Origin of the sequence: Candidatus Alcyoniella australis, assembly GCA_030765605.1 — a bacterium.
GTDB classification, from domain to species: Bacteria; Lernaellota; Lernaellaia; order JAVCCG01; family Alcyoniellaceae; genus Alcyoniella; species Alcyoniella australis.
The window spans coordinates 31530-48614 of the sequence record JAVCCG010000066.1; the positions used below are offsets into that span (position 1 = coordinate 31530).

At 59.4% G+C, this 17085-nt stretch carries 14 protein-coding genes; 3 read left to right on the plus strand and 11 right to left on the minus strand.

Annotated elements, in window-relative coordinates; all coding sequences use genetic code 11:
- Genes P9M14_07505 through P9M14_07520 form a run of 4 tightly spaced genes read right to left on the minus strand, consistent with a single transcriptional unit; the run spans nt 1 to nt 5031 of the window.
- Nucleotides 1-930: a diacylglycerol kinase family lipid kinase gene (locus P9M14_07505; protein MDP8255576.1), complete on the minus strand. Its 930-nt coding sequence runs from the start codon at nt 928-930 to the stop codon at nt 1-3.
- A 2-nt stretch (nt 931-932) separates the two neighbouring features.
- Nucleotides 933-2045, minus strand: coding sequence for a (Fe-S)-binding protein (locus P9M14_07510; GenBank protein ID MDP8255577.1), 1113 nt, complete (start codon nt 2043-2045; stop codon nt 933-935).
- A complete protein-coding gene (locus tag P9M14_07515) occupies nt 2042-3463 on the minus strand; it encodes an FAD-binding oxidoreductase (GenBank protein MDP8255578.1) in 1422 nt (473 codons plus the stop codon). Before P9M14_07515 ends, P9M14_07510 begins: the two co-directional genes overlap by 4 nt.
- A gap of 2 nt (nt 3464-3465) precedes the next feature.
- Nucleotides 3466-5031, minus strand: coding sequence for an FAD-binding oxidoreductase (locus P9M14_07520; protein MDP8255579.1), 1566 nt, complete (start codon nt 5029-5031; stop codon nt 3466-3468).
- Between the two features lie 200 nt (nt 5032-5231).
- Between P9M14_07520 and P9M14_07525 the strand changes: the two genes are divergently transcribed.
- Nucleotides 5232-5594 carry a hypothetical protein gene (locus P9M14_07525; GenBank protein ID MDP8255580.1) on the plus strand — a complete coding sequence of 121 codons (363 nt, stop codon included), beginning with the start codon at nt 5232-5234 and terminating at the stop codon, nt 5592-5594.
- Nucleotides 5595-5600: 6 nt separating this feature from the next.
- Here the strand turns inward: P9M14_07525 and P9M14_07530 are convergent, their stop codons facing one another.
- The 3 genes from P9M14_07530 to P9M14_07540 are packed head-to-tail and all read right to left on the minus strand — an operon-like array spanning nt 5601 to nt 9157.
- The gene (locus P9M14_07530; protein ID MDP8255581.1) at nt 5601-7412 is read right to left on the minus strand and encodes a HEAT repeat domain-containing protein; all 1812 of its coding nucleotides are present in this window, start codon (nt 7410-7412) and stop codon (nt 5601-5603) included.
- Nucleotides 7413-7448: 36 nt separating this feature from the next.
- Nucleotides 7449-7754: a hypothetical protein gene (locus tag P9M14_07535; protein ID MDP8255582.1), complete on the minus strand. Its 306-nt coding sequence runs from the start codon at nt 7752-7754 to the stop codon at nt 7449-7451.
- Nucleotides 7751-9157: a transglycosylase SLT domain-containing protein gene (locus tag P9M14_07540; GenBank protein ID MDP8255583.1), complete on the minus strand. Its 1407-nt coding sequence runs from the start codon at nt 9155-9157 to the stop codon at nt 7751-7753. Before P9M14_07540 ends, P9M14_07535 begins: the two co-directional genes overlap by 4 nt.
- A gap of 156 nt (nt 9158-9313) precedes the next feature.
- Between P9M14_07540 and P9M14_07545 the strand changes: the two genes are divergently transcribed.
- Together P9M14_07545 and P9M14_07550 are read left to right on the plus strand one after the other, a co-directional pair.
- On the plus strand, nt 9314-11209 hold the full coding sequence (locus P9M14_07545) for a S8 family serine peptidase (protein MDP8255584.1): 1896 nt from the start codon (nt 9314-9316) through the stop codon (nt 11207-11209).
- 142 nt (nt 11210-11351) lie between these two features.
- A complete protein-coding gene (locus P9M14_07550; protein MDP8255585.1) occupies nt 11352-12596 on the plus strand; it encodes a hypothetical protein in 1245 nt (414 codons plus the stop codon).
- A 372-nt stretch (nt 12597-12968) separates the two neighbouring features.
- Here P9M14_07550 and P9M14_07555 read toward each other — a convergent pair whose 3' ends face one another.
- The 4 genes from P9M14_07555 to P9M14_07570 all read right to left on the minus strand — a co-directional run bounded on the left by P9M14_07555 (nt 12969) and on the right by P9M14_07570 (nt 16386).
- Nucleotides 12969-13796: a methyltransferase domain-containing protein gene (locus P9M14_07555; protein ID MDP8255586.1), complete on the minus strand. Its 828-nt coding sequence runs from the start codon at nt 13794-13796 to the stop codon at nt 12969-12971.
- A 435-nt stretch (nt 13797-14231) separates the two neighbouring features.
- Nucleotides 14232-14654, minus strand: coding sequence for a hypothetical protein (locus P9M14_07560; GenBank protein MDP8255587.1), 423 nt, complete (start codon nt 14652-14654; stop codon nt 14232-14234).
- Complete coding sequence (locus P9M14_07565) at nt 14648-16141, minus strand: hypothetical protein (protein MDP8255588.1); 1494 nt, start codon at nt 16139-16141, stop codon at nt 14648-14650. Before P9M14_07565 ends, P9M14_07560 begins: the two co-directional genes overlap by 7 nt.
- A 5-nt stretch (nt 16142-16146) precedes the next feature.
- Nucleotides 16147-16386: a hypothetical protein gene (locus P9M14_07570; protein ID MDP8255589.1), complete on the minus strand. Its 240-nt coding sequence runs from the start codon at nt 16384-16386 to the stop codon at nt 16147-16149.
- Nucleotides 16387-17085 lie beyond the last annotated feature (699 nt).

Below are 17085 nucleotides of genomic sequence, written 5' to 3' on the forward strand. Positions count from 1 at the left end.
CTATACAATTACATCCAGCGCCGCCGGAACGATCTCGAACGTCGCGGGCAGCCGCCCGGGCTGCTCGCCGTCCACATCCAGCAGCACAATTTCATCGCTGTGCGCCTCGACCCGCCGCGCGCGCAGCACCTCGACCTTGGGATGGCTCAGGTGCCGGCCGCTGTAGATCCGGGTCATCTGCGTGACAACCTCGAGTTTGGTCAGATCGCCGATCAGCACCACGTCGAACAGCCCGTCCGCGGGGTCGGCGTCCGGCGCGACCTGCATGCCGCCGCCGAAGCAACGGCCGTTGGCCACAGCCACGTTGAAAATCCGCCGCGGCTCGATCGGATTGCCGTCCACTGTAAGCTCGACCGGCTTGTTGCGATAGTCCACGACGCTGGCGAAGCTCGCCCAGAGAAAACTGGCGAATCCGCCCAGGACCTTGGTCGTGCGGTTGACCCGCGCGTCGATCTCGCCGCCGATGCCGAAGCTGGTGATGTTGATGAAGTAGCGCTCGGCGCGGCGGCCGGAGTGGTCGAAAAAGCTGAAGCGCCCCAGGTCGATGCGTCGCGTGTTGCCGCGCACCAGCACCTCGCAGGCCTGCCGCAGGTCCTTGGGCACGCCCAGGGTCCGGCGCAGATCGCCGCCCGTGCCGCAGCAGACGAAACCCAGCCGGGCTCGCGGATTGATCGGCGCTCCGTGCTCGAACATGCCGTTGACGATCTCGTTGTTGGTGCCGTCGCCCCCCACCGAGATGATCAGCTCGTGACCGGCTTTCACCGCGCGACGCGCGACGTTGGCCGCGTCGCCGACCGCTTGGGTAAATCCGAAGTCCAGTTCGCCCAGCGCGGCCTCGAGTGCGGCGTGAATCGCGTCCCACTCCTGCTCGGTGGAGCCGTTGGCGGAGTTGGGATTGACCACGGCAAATGCGCGTGGCTTTTTGGTCATGCTCAGAGCGTCCTCGCGATTAAGCTGACCAGGTCGCGCACATCGACTTGTGGGTCGGCTTTCTGGAACATTCGCTCGCAGGTCGGGCAGTTACTGACCAGCGTCTTGCCCTCGGACTCGAGCACCTCGCTCAGGCGGTGCCGCGCGATCTGCATCGAGATCTCGGGGTTGGTGATCGGCATCCCGCCGCCGCCGCCGCAGCAGTAGGAATCTTCGCGGTTCCAGCTGAACTCGCCCACCGGCTCGCGGCAGATCGCCTGCAGGATCAGCCGCGGCGCTTCGTACACGCCCAGGTAGCGTCCCAGGTAGCACGGGTCATGCCAAATTACCTTTTTGGGAAACGGCGTTTTAATCGGCACCTTGTTCTGCTCAAAGAACGGCATCAGAAACTCGCTGATGTGCAGCACCTGCGGCGCGAGATCAACGCCGATCTCTTTGTAGCGGAATTTCAGCTCGTAGGCGTCGCTGGGGTCGGCGGCGATCACGGTCTTGTATTTCTGGAGCTCGTCGGCCACGCGCTGAGCGTGGAGTTTGTAGTCTTTGGTCAGGCCCAGCACGTTGAGCGTGTAGCCGCTGCATTGGATCTGGCCGTCGTGCACGGCCACGTAGTCGATCCCCAGGGCCTCGAAGACCTTGAAGGTGTCGGTGATCACGTTGGGGTAGTTGTAGATGTTGCCGCAGCTTGCGAAGTACCCGACCTGGGCACCGGCGTTGAACAGCGACTTGGGAACGATTCCGCGCAGCCGGGAGAGCAGATCCTCGCCCACCGGGTTGTTGTGCTCCAGGAACGATGTGCGGTACTCCTGCACCTCGCGCGGGATGATCTGCATCTGCACGGCCGCGGCGCGCGCGTCGAGCATCGTGCCCGGCACGTCGATCTTGTGTTCGCAGTAGGTGTTGCACAGCATGCAGGTCAGGCACTTGTAGGTGTTGACCACGACCTCGCGGTTGAATTCCTGCTTGCCGTCGTTGACGAAGTGCAGGATCGTCATCCGGCCCCAGGGTGTGTGAGTCTCGCGCGCGGTGGCGTTGGCCACCGGGCAGGAGAAGCGGCACATCTTGGGGCAAAATGTGCAGTACTCGATCTCCTTGCGTCGGGTCTTGAAGATGCTCATGACAATCCCAGCTTGCCAGGGTTAAGTACATTGTTCGGGTCCAGGCGCGCCTTGAGCTCGCGCACCAAGCGCACCGACTCCGGGGCCTGCTGCTCGTAGAAACGCGCCTTGAGCAGACCCACGCCATGGTGGTGGCTGATGACTCCGCCGGCCCGCAGGCAGGCCTTGAGCGCGGAGTCCCAGACCTTGTCGTAAAGCTTGATGTCCTTGCCCTCGTCGGCGAGGCCGATGATCGTGAAGTAGATCGAGGCGCCGTCGGGGTAGGCGTGAGAGATGTGGGCCATGCAGGTCAGGTGCTTGGAGATCGCGTTGCTCATGGTCTTGTAGAGCTTGAGCAGCCCCGACCAGGGCGCGGCGACCTCAATCGTGTCGAGCACCATCCGGTCGGCCGAGAGGATCTTGCTCTGGTTGTAGCTGATGGCGTAGCGATGCTCGAACCAGTGACGCGCCGGCTTCTCGCCTTGGTCCACGCCGCCGGCCTCGAGACATATCTGCTCGGCGATTCCCTCGTAGGCCGCGACCATCCGCGGCTCGCCCTCGAAGGTCAGGATCAGCAGGTTGCCGCTGGCCTCCATCTCGATCGCGGCCATCGCCAGCGCGGTATCGGTCTCGTCGTAGAGCCGCACGGCCGCGGGCTTTACTCCGCGGCGCATCATCAGCCGGATGGCCTCGACGCCCTTCTCGAGGCCATCGAAGGTAAAGGCGCGGAAGGAGCGATCGGCGGGCATCAGGTGGATGCGCAGGGTGGCCCAGGTGATCACGCACAGCGTGCCCTCGGAGCCGACCAGCACCTGATCGAAATCCGGGCCGGTGGCCGAGCGCGGCGTGCGCCGGGTCTGCATTATGGTGCCGTCGGGCAGCACGGCCTGCAGCCGCACCACCATGTCCTCGATTTTGCCGTAGAGCGTCGAAAGCTGGCCCGCGCTACGCGCCGCCAAATAGCCGCCGAGGGTCGAGCAATAGATGCTGCTCGGGAAGTGCCCCAGGGTGTAGCCGTGGCGGTTGAGCTCGCGCTCGAGGTGTTCGCCGATAATCCCGGCCTGGACCGTGACGGTCATCGCCTTGTGGTTGAGCTTGATAATCCGGTTGAGCAGCTTCAGGTCGCAGATCACACCGCCGCTTATCGGCAGCGTGCCGCCGCAGACTCCGCTGCCCGCGCCATAGGGGATCACCGGGAAGTGCATATCGTTGGCCAACCGCAATAGCTGGCTGACCTCGGTGGGGCTTTGGGGCCAAACCACGAACTCCGGCGGATTACTCACCTCGCCGTGGCGCGTCTCGAGTTGCAAGCGCGGCCACAGGTCGCGGGCATAGGCCACGCGATCGAGGTCCGAACGGCTGACGCGCGTCTCGCCGAAGATGTCTTTGAGCCGCGATTGCAGTTCGAAATGCGGCGTGCTTTTGGGCAGCAGCGACATGCTCAGAGCCCCATCTTACGCGGATTCATCACGCCGCGCGGATCGCATATCTCCTTGAGCGCGCGAAAAATGCGCAGCGCCTCGTTGTGCTCGTCGGGCATCCAGCGGCTCTTGAGAAAGCCCACGCCGTGGTGGTGGCTGATCGTGGCGTTGAGCTTGGTCGCCGCGCCCATCGCCGCCTCCCAGACCTGGTTGTACAGCCGCTCGGTCTCGGTGGCGTTGCGCCCCGCGCCGACAAAGCTGAAGTAGATCGAGCAGCCGTCGAGGTAGGCGTGGCTGAAGTGCGCCATCACGAACACCAGCGGCGAGAGCGCCTCTTTGACCGCGACGTACAGCTCGTCGATCCGGTCCCAGGCGGTGGCCAGCTCGCAGGTGTCGACGAACGCCCCGGAGTAGAAGACCTTGCTCATGTTGTAGCTCACGTGGTAGCGGCCTTCCCACCACTTGCGGGCCGGGCCCGGCCCGGTGTGCTGGCCGCCGCACTGTAGGCAGATCTCCTCGGCCAGCTCCTGCTCGACCGCGGTGATCGCCTCGTCGCCCTCGAAGGTCATCACCATCAGACAGCCCTCGCGGGTCAGACGATCGACCTTGTTGATCAGCTCGGTGCGCGACAGCGCCAGTCGGCTGCCGAAGCGCGTCAGGCGGTTGATCGGCAGCAGCGAGCCCACGGCCTTGCCCAGCCGCTTGACCGGCAGCAGGTCGAGCACTCCCTCGCCGCTGGACTCGGTGCGCCCCGAGCCGACCAGGTAGGTATCGAACTCGTCGTAGAGCCGGATCGCGGCCGGCCGCAGGTCGCGGCGCATGCACAGCCGGATCGCCTCAACTCCTGAGGGCGCGTCCTTGAACTTGAAGCTCGAGAAGCGCCTGCTGGGCGGAACAGGCCAGATGCGCATGGTAGCGCGGGTGATAAATCCGAGGGTTCCCTCGCTGCCCACCAGCGCCTGCATCACGTCCGGGCCGGTGGCCATCCGCGGGGCGGTGGGCGTGTGGATCAGCGTACCCTCGCCCAGCACCGCCTCGATCGAGACCACGATGTCCTCGATCTTGCCGTACTTGGTCGAGAGCTGGCCCGCGCTGCGCGCCGCCAAATGTCCGCCGAGGGTCGAGCAATAGACGCTGCTGGGGAAGTGCCCCATGGTGTAGCCGTGGCGGTTGAGCTCGCGCTCGAGGTGCTCGCCGATGATCCCCGCTTCCACGGTGACCAGCATGCTCTGCTCGTCGATGCTGATGATTTTGTTCAGCCGCTTGAGGTCGACTACGATCCCGCCAGCGAGGGGAATCGTCCCGCCGCAAACGCCGCTGCCCGCGCCAAAGGGCACCAGCGGCACGTCTCGCTCGTTGGCCAAGCGCACGATCTGCACCACTTCGTCGGTGGACTCGGGCCAGACGATGTAGTCCGGCGGATCGCTGATTCGATCCTCGGTTTTGCGGATCATGGTCAGCGGCAGACAATCGGTGGCGTAGGCGATGCGGTCCAGCTCGGCGACCGAGACGCGCTCGGGTCCGACGATCTGGGTCAACGCCCGGAAAATCTCGTTATCAGGTTGAAATCTTTCAAGAACGCTCATTGGCGACCTAGGGGCGGGTTCGCTTGCATGCGGGCCTTTTCAATGGGCGTATTTTAGGTTCACGCCCAAGACGAAGTCAAGGGAACTCAGCCGCTGTTTAACACCCTCGTTCTTTGATTAATCACTTTAACATTACACGGGGCAAGCAGTTTGGTATGCTTAATCTCTACCAAACACTACTTGTACTCTCGGGGGCGGGCATGGAACCACAGAAAGAGCAGAGCACGGGCGGCTTTTTCCAATTCGTGATCTATTTTTTAATTTTGGTCGCCGTGGCCGCGTTCATCTACTTTACCCAGCGCGACGAGGCGGTGGCCCCGCCCGAGCCGCCGGCACCGATCCAGGAGGCGGCACCGGCCGAGGCCGACGTTCCCGAGCAAGCCGCAACAGAGGATCCGGCAGCAGCCGAGCAGGCCCCTGAAGTGCTGATCGAGGATGAGGTAATGCAGGACGAGACTACGCAGCCCGAGGTTGCGCAGCCTGAAGCCGCGCAGCCCGAAACCGCGCCGGTCGAGGCTGAAGAAAGTGTAGTGGAGCAGCCCGAGGCGGAAGCTACTCCGTAAGCTGAGCTATTCTGCGTTTGAATTTCTGTTGAACAACGGCTCGTAGACCCAGGGCCCGTAGGCCGGGGCGTCGAACTTGCGGTCGTAGCGGTCCAACCACAGCCAGGCCAGTTTCCACGCACGATCCGCGGGCGCGGAGATCCGGCCCAGGGCCCAGGCCGCGGCCCGGGCCACGCGCGGGTCCGAATCTTGCGCCGCGTCCTGCAGCGCCTCCAGCGCATCCTCGCTTTGATCCCAGGCCAGGGCCCAGCATGCGGCGCGCCGCACCCGCGGGTCCAGATCGCCCGTGGCGCGCACGCACAGCGTCTTTGTGACCTGGGGCGCAGCACATCCGGCCAGGGCGCAGATCGCCCGGACCTGCAACCGCCACTGGGGAACGGCCGAGGCCACCAGCAGCTCCTGGCGCTGATCCTGGGGCGCGCGTTGCCAACGCGCGTGGCGCAGACCGCCCCAGGACGGCAGGTCGAGCAAATCCTCGAACAGCGCGGACTCGCCGCGGGCCAGGCGCTCGGGGTAATTGCCAAAACGGTGTTGCGCGTCGTGCGGGTCGAACGCGATCAGCCCGGCGACCTCGCCGCTGAAACTCGCCACCTGCGGACAACGATCCTGATAGCGATTGATCAGCACCGCCGCAGCGCGCCGGGGAAACAGCCGCGCCACGGCCCGCGCCACGTTGTAGCGCGCCGGGCAGTCGGCTGTTTGCAGGGCCGTGCTCAGCGCATCGAGCAGTTCCGCGCTGTGGGACGAATCAAGGTATTGCGCGGCCAGGGCCGCAATCGAGCCGTCGGGATTGTTCAGGTTTTGCGCGCACCAGCTCTGGTCCGCGCCAAGCAGCAGCTTTTGCGCGCCAAGTCGACCAATCAACCAGGCGGGCCATTGGCGCGCGGCCCGTGCGTCGCGCCGCTGGTCGCGCATCCAGTCCCGGAGCTGCTGGGCCAGCAGTTTGGCCCCCTGCTCCAGGCCCCTCTTTGAGAGCCGCGACGTTCCGCTCTGAAACCGGGTTGCGTCCCACTGGCCGTGCTGCGCCAGACTGTAAAACCCGATGCCCAGCAGGTCGGCCAGGGCGCGCAGTTCAGCCTCGGGACGCGCAAAATCCCAATCGCGGCCCTGGGTGGGCCAACGCGACCACAGCGCATCGCGCGACGCACTGTCGTCCGCCAGTCGGTCGGGCAGGCTGACCAGCACCAGTTGCGCACCCGTGGGCCGCAGCCGGTCGCGTAAATCCCGCAGCGCCAGGCGCAGGGCGCGTCGCTGCTCGCGCACGCGTTGCGGCGGGTCGGCGAGCAGGACCAACCATTGCTCGGGCAGACCGTTGCCGCGCTCCACGCTGCGTCCGAGCAGTTGCTTCAGGTCGCGGTTGTACTCCCAGCGTCGCAACAGCGCGCTAGACGATTGCGACGCAGCATAGTTCTGCTGCACGTCGGGCTCGCCGCGCGCCAAATAGTGCGGATAGTCCAACGCCGCCAGCACCAGGCTTGCGGAGCGCAGGGCCGCGTCCGGAGGATCGGCCAGCTCGCCGGTGGACAATGAGTACGCAAGGCCCGCGTCGTCCAGCGCGACCATTAGGGCGTTGGTCAGCCGCTGGGGCCGCACTGCGTCCCCGAGCAGCAGCACGTCGCAGGGCCCCTGATATGTCTCCGCGCTTTGCTCTGGCCTTGCGGGGCGTGCATCGGGCCACCACAGGTCCCAGGCGTCGGGCGGCAACACGTCGGGCGCGGGCGCGCCGCGCTCGTAAAGCTCGAACGCGACCAGTGCGAACACCAGGGCGATCAGCGCCGCGCCTGTTAATAGTTTTGGTTTTTTACGCTGTACGATCATCGGCAGCTACCAAAGTAGCATCGCCGCTCCAACGCCTCAATCCGAGCTGGGCTGACTGATCGTGAATATCACGTACTTGGCCTCGCCGGAGCGATGCAGCGTGTTGCCGAACACGCCATCGACCTTGTGCGGTCCCGGGCCGTCGGGGATCAATTCGGGATTGGTGATCCAGACCTCGAACTGCGCGTCAATGCCGATCTTCCACAGGTGCGCGTCGTCGCCGGGCTGGGAGATGTAGATGCTCAGGGTCGGGGGCTCGGTGCTGGGCTGCGGCTCGGAGCAGGCGGTCAGGGCCAGCAGCATCAGGGCGACCAGCGCCGCGATTAAGGCCGCGCGTCTCACCTTCTGACCTTGATCTTCAGCCGCTGCCCAGGCGAGAGATATTTGCCGCGGGCGCTGCGGTTCCAGCGTTTGAGGTCGTTGACCGAAACACGGTACTTGCGCGCGATACTCCACAGGCTCTCTCCGGACTTGACCGTATGATACACGAAGCGCGTTCTGCCCGAGCCCTCGGCTCCCGAGGGTGGTCCATCGTTGAACAGTTGCGCGGTCTTCTGGGTCGAGAGGTATTTCTTGTCGTCGGGCAGCGACCAGAACCCGCCCTGAAACGCCTCCTGCTGAATCGCGGGCATGCGCAGCGCATAGGGCCGCACGTCCGGGGGCGAATACTTGGTCAGCACCTCGGGGTTGAGCCGCTTGACCACGCCGTAGTCGATGCCCGATTGCTTGCTCATCTGCGCCAGGTCGACCACGCCGGTCAGCGCGACCTCGAAGGTCTCGGTGGGCGGCGCGAAGTCGTCGGCAAAACCGTAGTAGCCCGGGTCGGACATGATCAGCATCGCCGCGTAGAACTTGGGCACGTAGGCCGCGGTCTCCCAGGGCAGGTTGAGCTTCCAGTAATCGCGAGAGCCCTTGGCCGCAATGGCGCGGTCGATGCAGCCCTCGCCGCAGTTGTAGCCCGCCAGGGCCAGCGGCCAGGACTGAAAGCGGTTGTTCAGAAACTTCAGATATTGGCAGGCAGCGCGGGTGGCCTTGGCCGGATCGCGGCGCTCGTCGATCCAGCTAGATCGGCGCAGACCGTAGTTGCGTCCGGTGGAGCGGATGAACTGCCACAGTCCCGTGGCTCCGGCCGGGCTCACCGCGTGGGTCGAATAGCCGCTCTCGATGATCGGCAGGGCGGCCAGCTCGCGGGGCAGACCCTCCTCGACCAAAATGCGCTCGATGGTCTGGCGATGTTCGGCCGCGCGCTCCAGCCAGGTGCTCATCGACCTGCGGCCGTTGGTCAGAAAGTAGAGAATCCAGCTCTCGACGTCGGGGTTGTAGACGAAGTCCAGCGGAATGCGGTCGCCCAGCTTGGGTCCGGCGCCGCCGACCACCACGTTGACCCGCAGCATGTCGGTGCACACGTCGAGCAGCAGCTTGTCCCAATCGACCAGCAGCTGTTCGTCCGACGTGCCCTGCTCCAGCGCCTTGCCCAGCATGATGAACGCCTGCTCGAGCTCGATCCGCCCCTCGTCGGGCTGGCCCTGCTCCATCAGCTCGCGTCCGACCTCGGCGTGTTGCGCGGCTCCGGCCAGCAGCTCGTGAAGCTGTAGCTCGGGATCGCGCGGCTCGACGATCGGCTCAGGAGCGGCATCGGGTAGGTCGATCCCGACCTCGCGCGGCTCGAACAGCTTGCAGCCCGGAGCGCACAGCGCCACGGCCAGCGCCACGATCAGACAGAGGGTTAACTGTTTGTATTGCATCGGTCGGCTATTGTAGAGGAAGAGCGCAACACCGAGAAGACCTTATTTTCAGCGACGCCTACAGATGCTAAAATCTTTTTCCGATCCGGCGTTGCCGGATGCTGAAAAGACAGTTGCGCCAGGAAATCCCGCTGAAGTAATTAAAGGAATTAAAGGATGAAGCTGAACACCGCAATCATCGTCGTAACGGCGCTGCTGTTGCTAGTGCCGGCCGCCTATGCCGGACAGATCTCCCCCAGCCTACAGGACGTGATCGACCATAGCGACCCGGACCAGCCGATCAAGGCGCTGGTGATCATGCACGACCAGCTGGACTTCCGCGCCCTGCAGTCCGAGTTCGACGCGATGCGCGCCAAGCCCGCCCAGCGCCACTTGGCCGTGATCCAGGGACTGCGCGGACAGACCGCGATCCAGCGGCCGCTGCTGAGCTGGCTCGAGGATTCCAAAGACGGAGCGCGCGTGGTCAGCGCCCGCTCGTTCTGGATCTCCAACATCGTGGCGGTCGAGGCCGTGCCCGAGGTGCTCGAGGAGATCGCGCTGTTCGACGAGGTGGAGCGGGTCGAGTTCGACTATCCGATCGAGCTGATCCAGCCGCTGGATGAGGTTGATTCCGATCCGCAGGGCAAGGGCGTCGAGGGCGGAGTGAGCATGATCCGCGCCGACGAGCTGTGGGCCCTGGGCATCGACGGCACGGGCACCCTGGTCAGCCACATGGATACCGGAGTGGCCGGCAGCCATGCGGCCCTGGCCTCGCGCTGGCGCGGCCTGGATTCGGGTGTGACCCCGGCCGAGGCCTGGTTCGACCCGGTGACCGGCACGAGCTTCCCCTTTGACGCGGCTACCCACGGTACGCACACCATGGGCACGATCTGCGGCGACGACGGCGGCTCCAACCAGATCGGCGTGGCCCCCGGCGCCAAGTGGATCTCCGCGGGCGTGATCGACCGCGTCGACATCCCCACGACCTACTCCGACGCGCTGGCGGCTTTCCAGTGGACAGCCGATCCTGACGGCGATCCGACGACCACCGACGACGTGCCCTGCGTCTCGAGCAACTCCTGGGGTCTCCAGCCGCGTATCAGCTCCCACGGGGCAGTGGCCCCGGCCTGCGACGACACGCTGTGGGCGGCGATCGACGCCTGTGAGGCCGCCGGCGTGGTGGTGGTTTTTGCCGCGGGCAACGAGGGCTCGTCGTACGGCTCCGAGTCGATCCGCGTGCCCGCCGACCGCATCACCACCCAATACAACACCTTCTCCGTGGGCGCGCTGAACCAGGACGGCACAACCAAGGCCTACTTCACCAGCCTCGGGCCCTCGAGCTGCGACCACTCGACGATCAAGCCCGAGGTCAGCGCCGTGGGCTATGGCGTGCGCAGCTCGATCCCCAGCGGCTACGGCACAAAAAACGGCACCTCAATGGCCGCGCCGCACGTGGCCGGGGCCGTTGCCCTGCTGCGTCAGAACTTCCCCGGCACCACCGCCGACCAGATCAAAGAGGCGCTCTACCTCACGTCCGTGGACATCGGCGTCAGCGGTGAGGACAACACCTTTGGCATGGGCCGCATCGACTGCGTGGCCGCCTACGACTACCTCGAGGCGCTGTGCGACGTGGACGAAGACGGCTTTGCCGGCGACCAGTGCGGCGGCGACGACTGCAACGACGCTGACGCAGCGATCAACCCAGACGCCGTGGAACTGTGCGACGGCATCGACAACAATTGCGATGGACTCGAAGCTGACGAGGCCGACGCGGACGCCGACGGCTTCATGGGCTGCGAGGGCGATTGCGACGATACCCAGGCCACGGTCTACCCCGGCGCCGACGAGATCTGCGACGGATTGGACAATGACTGCTCCGGCGCGCCCGAAGCTGACGAGGTCGACGCTGACGCGGACGGCTACATGGTCTGCGAAGACGACTGCGACGACAGCAACGAGACGGTCTACCCCGACGCCGAGGAGCTGTGCGACGGCATCGACAACAACTGTGATGGCGACGTTGACGAAGGCTGCGGCGACGACGACGACGACGACGATTTCTGCGGCGGCTGACCTACACTAATTGCCAACCCACAACGCCCGGCCGGAATCCCGGTCGGGCGTTTTTTATCGATCTCGACGCGTTCGCCATCCTCTCTGGTTTTGTAGTATATTTCACCGGGGCGAGGATTTGAGAAAACCTGGGGGGGTAATCATGGCCCATGTTGCGTGGACGCGGATGGTCTGGCTGGCGGCGCTGCTGATCCTGGTGTTGGTCGTATGCGGCTGCGAGGGGAACGACGATGATGACGACGCCGGCGACGACGACGTTGCAGGCGATGACGATGCGGCCGGAGATGACGACAGCGGTGACGACGACGATCAAGGGGATCCGTTTTATCCGCCCGATCAGCTCGGGCCCTACGCCGTGGGCGTAACCACCATGTGCTTTGTCGACGAGTCGCGCTACGAGATCTGGGGCAACCGCAAACGGCTGGTGCCGCTTGAAATCTGGTATCCCTCAACCGGCGCGGGCGGCCGTCCCAACCTGATGCCCGAGATGATCGGCATGATGCCCGAGGCGGTCTGGGGTATCATGGAGTTGCTTTACGGCGACAACTTCGAGCCGCTGATGGCCTACGTGACCGACGCCCTGCGCGAGGCCGAGATCCAGGTCGCGGCCGAGCCCTGGCCCGTGATCTTCTTCAGCCACGGGCTCAACGCGGTCCGCTTCCAGAACTTCACCATGTGCGAATACCTGGCCAGCCACGGATTCATCGTGGCCGCGCCCGACCACTACGGCAACGCGATCTTCACCAACGACCCGTTCAGCGAGGACGTGATCCTCGTCAACCCGACCACGGTGGTCACCTCGTTCATCGACACGGTCACGGACATCGGCTTTGTCTACGACCGGCTGGCCGAGCTCAACGTCGAGCCCGGCGGACGCTTCGAGGGCCTGCTCGACCTGTCGCGCTGCGGCATGACCGGGCATAGCTACGGCGGCATGACCACGCTCAACGCCGCGCCCCAATACGACTTCATCGACGCCATCGCCCCGCTCAACCCGGCCTACGTCGGAGTCTTCCCCGAAGATTTCGACAAGCCGTTCTTTTTGGTCCAGGGACGCAAGGACGGGGTGGTCGGATTTTTCGTTCCTGACGTGGAGATCCTCTGGAACGAGAACGAATCAACGCAGAAGATCTACCTCGACATGTACCGCGCCGGACACTACAGCGTGACCGACGCCTGCCTGCTGCTGCCGCCGGGCATGATTCCCGACAGCGCCACCGGCTGCTCGGGCGACGAGTTCATTGACGGCGAGCTGGCCAACGCGCTCAACGCGGCCTACCTGACCGCGTTTTTCAAGACGACCATCGCCGACGAACAAGGCTATGTCGATTACATGCTGACCAACCACGCACCCGAGGAGATCGACCTCAAGCTCATCTGGCAATAGCAGCCCTCCGCGTTTATCGCTGAGCCAATTCGCTACAAAATAATCCAGGGCCGGGGCAGTGTCCCGGCCCTTTTTTTATTGACGTCATGCCGGGATGAAACGGTGTAGCTCGGCTGCGCCTTTGCCGTCGTGCTGAACGTGTTTCAGCATCTCGATCAATGGAGACTTTACAATGGATGGTATTGACATGCTGTCAGACGGGTGGTATCAAACTTGTGGGTGAGCTGCGAAGCATCCTAAGCGTTTGAAAAAAGGGAGATAATTTGGGGACATCATACTTATTTCTGAATGAGTCCAGCTTAAGAACCTAAAATGATAAACAGATGATATACAGGACATTATTTTAATAGTTTCTGCTAGGAGATACTTTAATTAGTATGGTGTTCCCCGATTAACCGCCACGGGATCATATAGGTTCATAGTATCAGTTTCGTTACGCTGGGCCGTTACGCTCACTAAACCAAGATACCGCCCTTGATCTCGGTCCAGCACCTCGACGTTGACAGGAAAAGCATTTACCCCAGCCTGTTCCATCGCCTGCTCGAAATCACGCCAGTGCTGCCAACCGTTGGGCAGCAGTTCTGCTCGGACATTCTGAACCTTACCGCTCCTTTCCCATAGTTCGCGCCACCAGTCAACTGTCTGAATGCTGAGGCACTCGGGTCCCCAAAATACCTTCCCGTTCGATTGCGGCTTAGTTAAATGCTCGGGCACGTCTCTCCCGATCGCCCGCGTCAGTCCAGGTACCACAATACCGAGCAGCCCCCCTTTCCGCACAAAGCGGCTCAAATAGTTCAAATATAAAGCGTCAGTGCCAAAAAAATGATAAGCGTTTAAAGAAACCACAACATCAAAAAAACCAGCCGCGAATGGAAGGTTGTGGCTTTCGACCCGCACCGGGCAAATCCGGTCGGCTACACCCGCATTGGCCGCCCGTCGCCAGTTGTTATCAGGGCTAATCCATAGATCGGCCGCCCAGACACGAGTTTCGAACTCTTTCGCTAAAAAAATGCTTGAGATCGCCTTGCCGCACCCCAGGTCGAGCACCCTCATTTCCTTGTCGATAGACAATTGCTCGCACAACCATTCAGTAATCCAAATCACGTTTGGCCCCATTTGGTTTTCAAGCATCCACAGCGGATCATATTTCATTGAACGCGGAAATTCGGGCTTGTCGAGTAACCGTTTGATTGTGTTCATTGACGCCCTCAAATCTTCGCCTAACGTTTCTCGACTGCCGCCCGGCAGGGTTGCCAGGTTCCTCTTTTTTTTCCTAGAATACATCTTATGAATTTTATGTCCCACGTCTGAATTCGAGTGTAAGTTACGTTTATCAGAAACACCCTGAAAAGAAAGCGAAGAGACTGTAGTTTTTTTTGCCCGATAGCACCTCTACAAAAACCCGACTTATAATCCGCAAATTTATCTGACCAGCGTGGCAATCCAAGTTGGAATCCCAGACGGCCTTTGTGTAACGTATTTATGTGCATGAAATCGCTAATTCACAACCACCCTCAATTTTATTTCGCGACCAATGTTGTATAATTTATTTACCGATGACATGTCTTCATTTTTAGACCATTCACTGGCATGTTAGAAAAACCTTCACGTTATTAATATTGTTTATCTAATAATCTATGAATCGCCCAACCACGCATCAAAGGACCTGACTTCAAACCATACAATCCAAAATAACACCGTGGCCCCTATCAAAAGAACAGGAGCTTCCCATCCAAAACTATTTCCAAGGAATTCGATAAATTCTTTACTTGTTCCATGCCATGTAGCAATCTCGCGGACAGATATTCCAACGAAAACCAATCCTCCAATACCAAACAAACCAAAAGCCCTTTCAACAACTATCTGAAGAATTTGCGCGTGTCGTAATCCAATGAAGTATGAGTAAAACTTGTCAGCTTTTGGATTAGGTGCATTGTTGTTAATTGCTAAAATCAGTTTCTCGAGGCGCGTCTTTACTGTTGAACAGTGCGCTGCCGTTATGAAGTATATCGCTACACCAAATAACACTAAGATTAGATAAACAATCGCTTCTAACACTGCACTGCCCCACTATTATTGGATATATTTGAGTTCAAATCTATTTTTCTTGCCTTTTTCCAGACGAAGAAAGTGATAACAATTGATATCGCTAACGCTACAATTCCAACAAGACCTATAGATTTGCTATTGTCCGTCAAAAGTAAGGCAACGGCGACAAAATATGCCAAAACAATAAGCGAGAGGTACGTCCAAAGAACGGTCCTTGTGAAAACACAAATAGTATGAGGTTTTGAGACAAGTTTGAATAACAGCCATATTGCGGGCGCGAATGCTGGAACTCCTGACGCAATAAATAAAAGTAGCGTGAAAAGGTCTTGCCTAAAGCTATATAAAATACTCAACAATCCGAATCCAACAATGGAAGACGCAGCCATCCATAGGCGAATATTTTTAAGGCTTCTCTGTTGGTCTGGCTCTCGACCTGAATCACCTCTACTAACATTAAAATACCAAAATTGAGTGATGGCAATTATCGTTGAATCTGCTGTTGAGCAAATTATTGACGATAAACCGAATGCGATCGAAAAGCCTAAAATAACCGGAAAAAACCCTTTGGATTGACCAATTGGTGAAAACATATTGGCTGTCATCTCAAGTAGATTTTCTCCGTGCGCCTGCGTAATAAGGGAAGCAAAAATAAAGAAACCAGTGATAATCGCTACGGAAACGCCCACCACGCGAAATGTTCTGGCTCGTTTATTAGATTCCAAATGCGAACCGACCGCCAGATTGATTAAACTATAATACTGAGTAGAAATCGCCGCAACGCAAACCATCAAAACCGCAACAAAAGATGAAGTAGTGAAAATTAAAATTGAGTCTATGGAAGCGGTTTCTTGATAACCACCCTGGGGGCAAATTGCCGCAAGGACGATCAATATCAAAATAATTGCGGATATCATCTGTACGATATCCGTTCGCAGGACGCCGCTGACACCACCAAAAACAACAGTTAGAAGAGCTGTTAATAATAGAAAGAACGATATTGAGATAGCAGCAAAAGTCCCTGGACTTGTCGTAAGGAAAGGCATCATCACCATTGGGGATGCAAGAAGTTCATAGCTGAGACCTAACGCGTAAACAACCATCAAGAAGATGGAAAAATATTTCGCTAAAGGTACAGGGTCATTTGGATTGAGTCTGTCAAGATGTCTTTGTGCTGCGTGTAGAAGGTCTTCTCCTGGTTCAAGGTCACACGACTCGAGGCTCTTCGAAGATTTAGACAAAAAAAGATATCCAGCGAGAATTGCTGCAGGAGCAAGAAGCATCAGTATTCCGTTTGTTTCCGCTCCAAGAACCAAATATACAACACCAGATCCAAGGGTAATATTCGCAATTGTTAAACTAAAGGCGTTCTTTTTTGGACTTGGGTTGTGAAAAAAATCAAAGACCCCCCTAATTGAATTCATCTTTAAATATGCAACACCAGCAAAAAATGCAGTAGCTATAATAATAGAAATAAAAGCCGCTTCATATCCAGTCAATGTCATCAATCCTTTTCAGAGTGCTTTGAATTAAAATACTCGGTAAGAAGTGCTTTTGGAATGAGTACCGCTGATTCGTTTTTTCCGACTTTAATCGCAACATTGTCTGGGATTTCTTCGGGAGGGACTACTGTACCTACAACGAAAAAAGAGTCATCTGAAACGAATAAGGATGGACAAACTGCATAGATACAACGGAATTGTTTAGGAGTGACTTCCTTAAATTTGCCAAGCTTTGGTGCCATCGATCCCCCCCCCCAAAAAAACTAATTTTATCGCGTCCAGAGCAAGTTTCTCATGACGCAATGGAAAAAACAATTTGAACCCAAAACCTCAAGAGTTCGAGTCTGTCCCAAACTCAGTTGAAAGTTTCGGAAAGGCCTGTCGTTGGTTTCAACGATTACCACGCTTGCTCCTTGGTGTCAAGATCTTTGTGCCCCATGATTTTACGATAACGCTTCTCGGTTTCGAGGAACGCCGCAGCGGACCAGCGCAGGACCATGTTCCCGTCGCGCCACCGGCTGATGCGCCTGTCCCTCGCCAAAACTCGTACATCAGTGAAATAAACAGGTTACAAGCCTGTCAAAATCGCCCTATCCTGTCAACATGAACGCTTTAAAACATCTCGATATCCTCTGGTTTGTACTTGGTTTCTTGGGTGCAAATCCAGACTTGCCAGCCCTGAGACACAGATATTTTGTAAACCATGAAAGAAAAAGGTTCAAGTCCTTCCCGGGGAGCCAAACTGGACCCGATGGAAACTTTCGGGAAAGAGTTAACCAGATGGCAGGTTGAGATAAGCCTGCCAGCCCGAGTTCGTCAAAGTTGTCAGAATTCAGAAGGCCCTTGCTTTTATCGGCAAGGGCCTTCGATTTTTGAGCCCCAAAACGGCTCTGACGGATGCGTGCCAAAGACACTTACCCTTGCGTGCCACGCGCAACCTA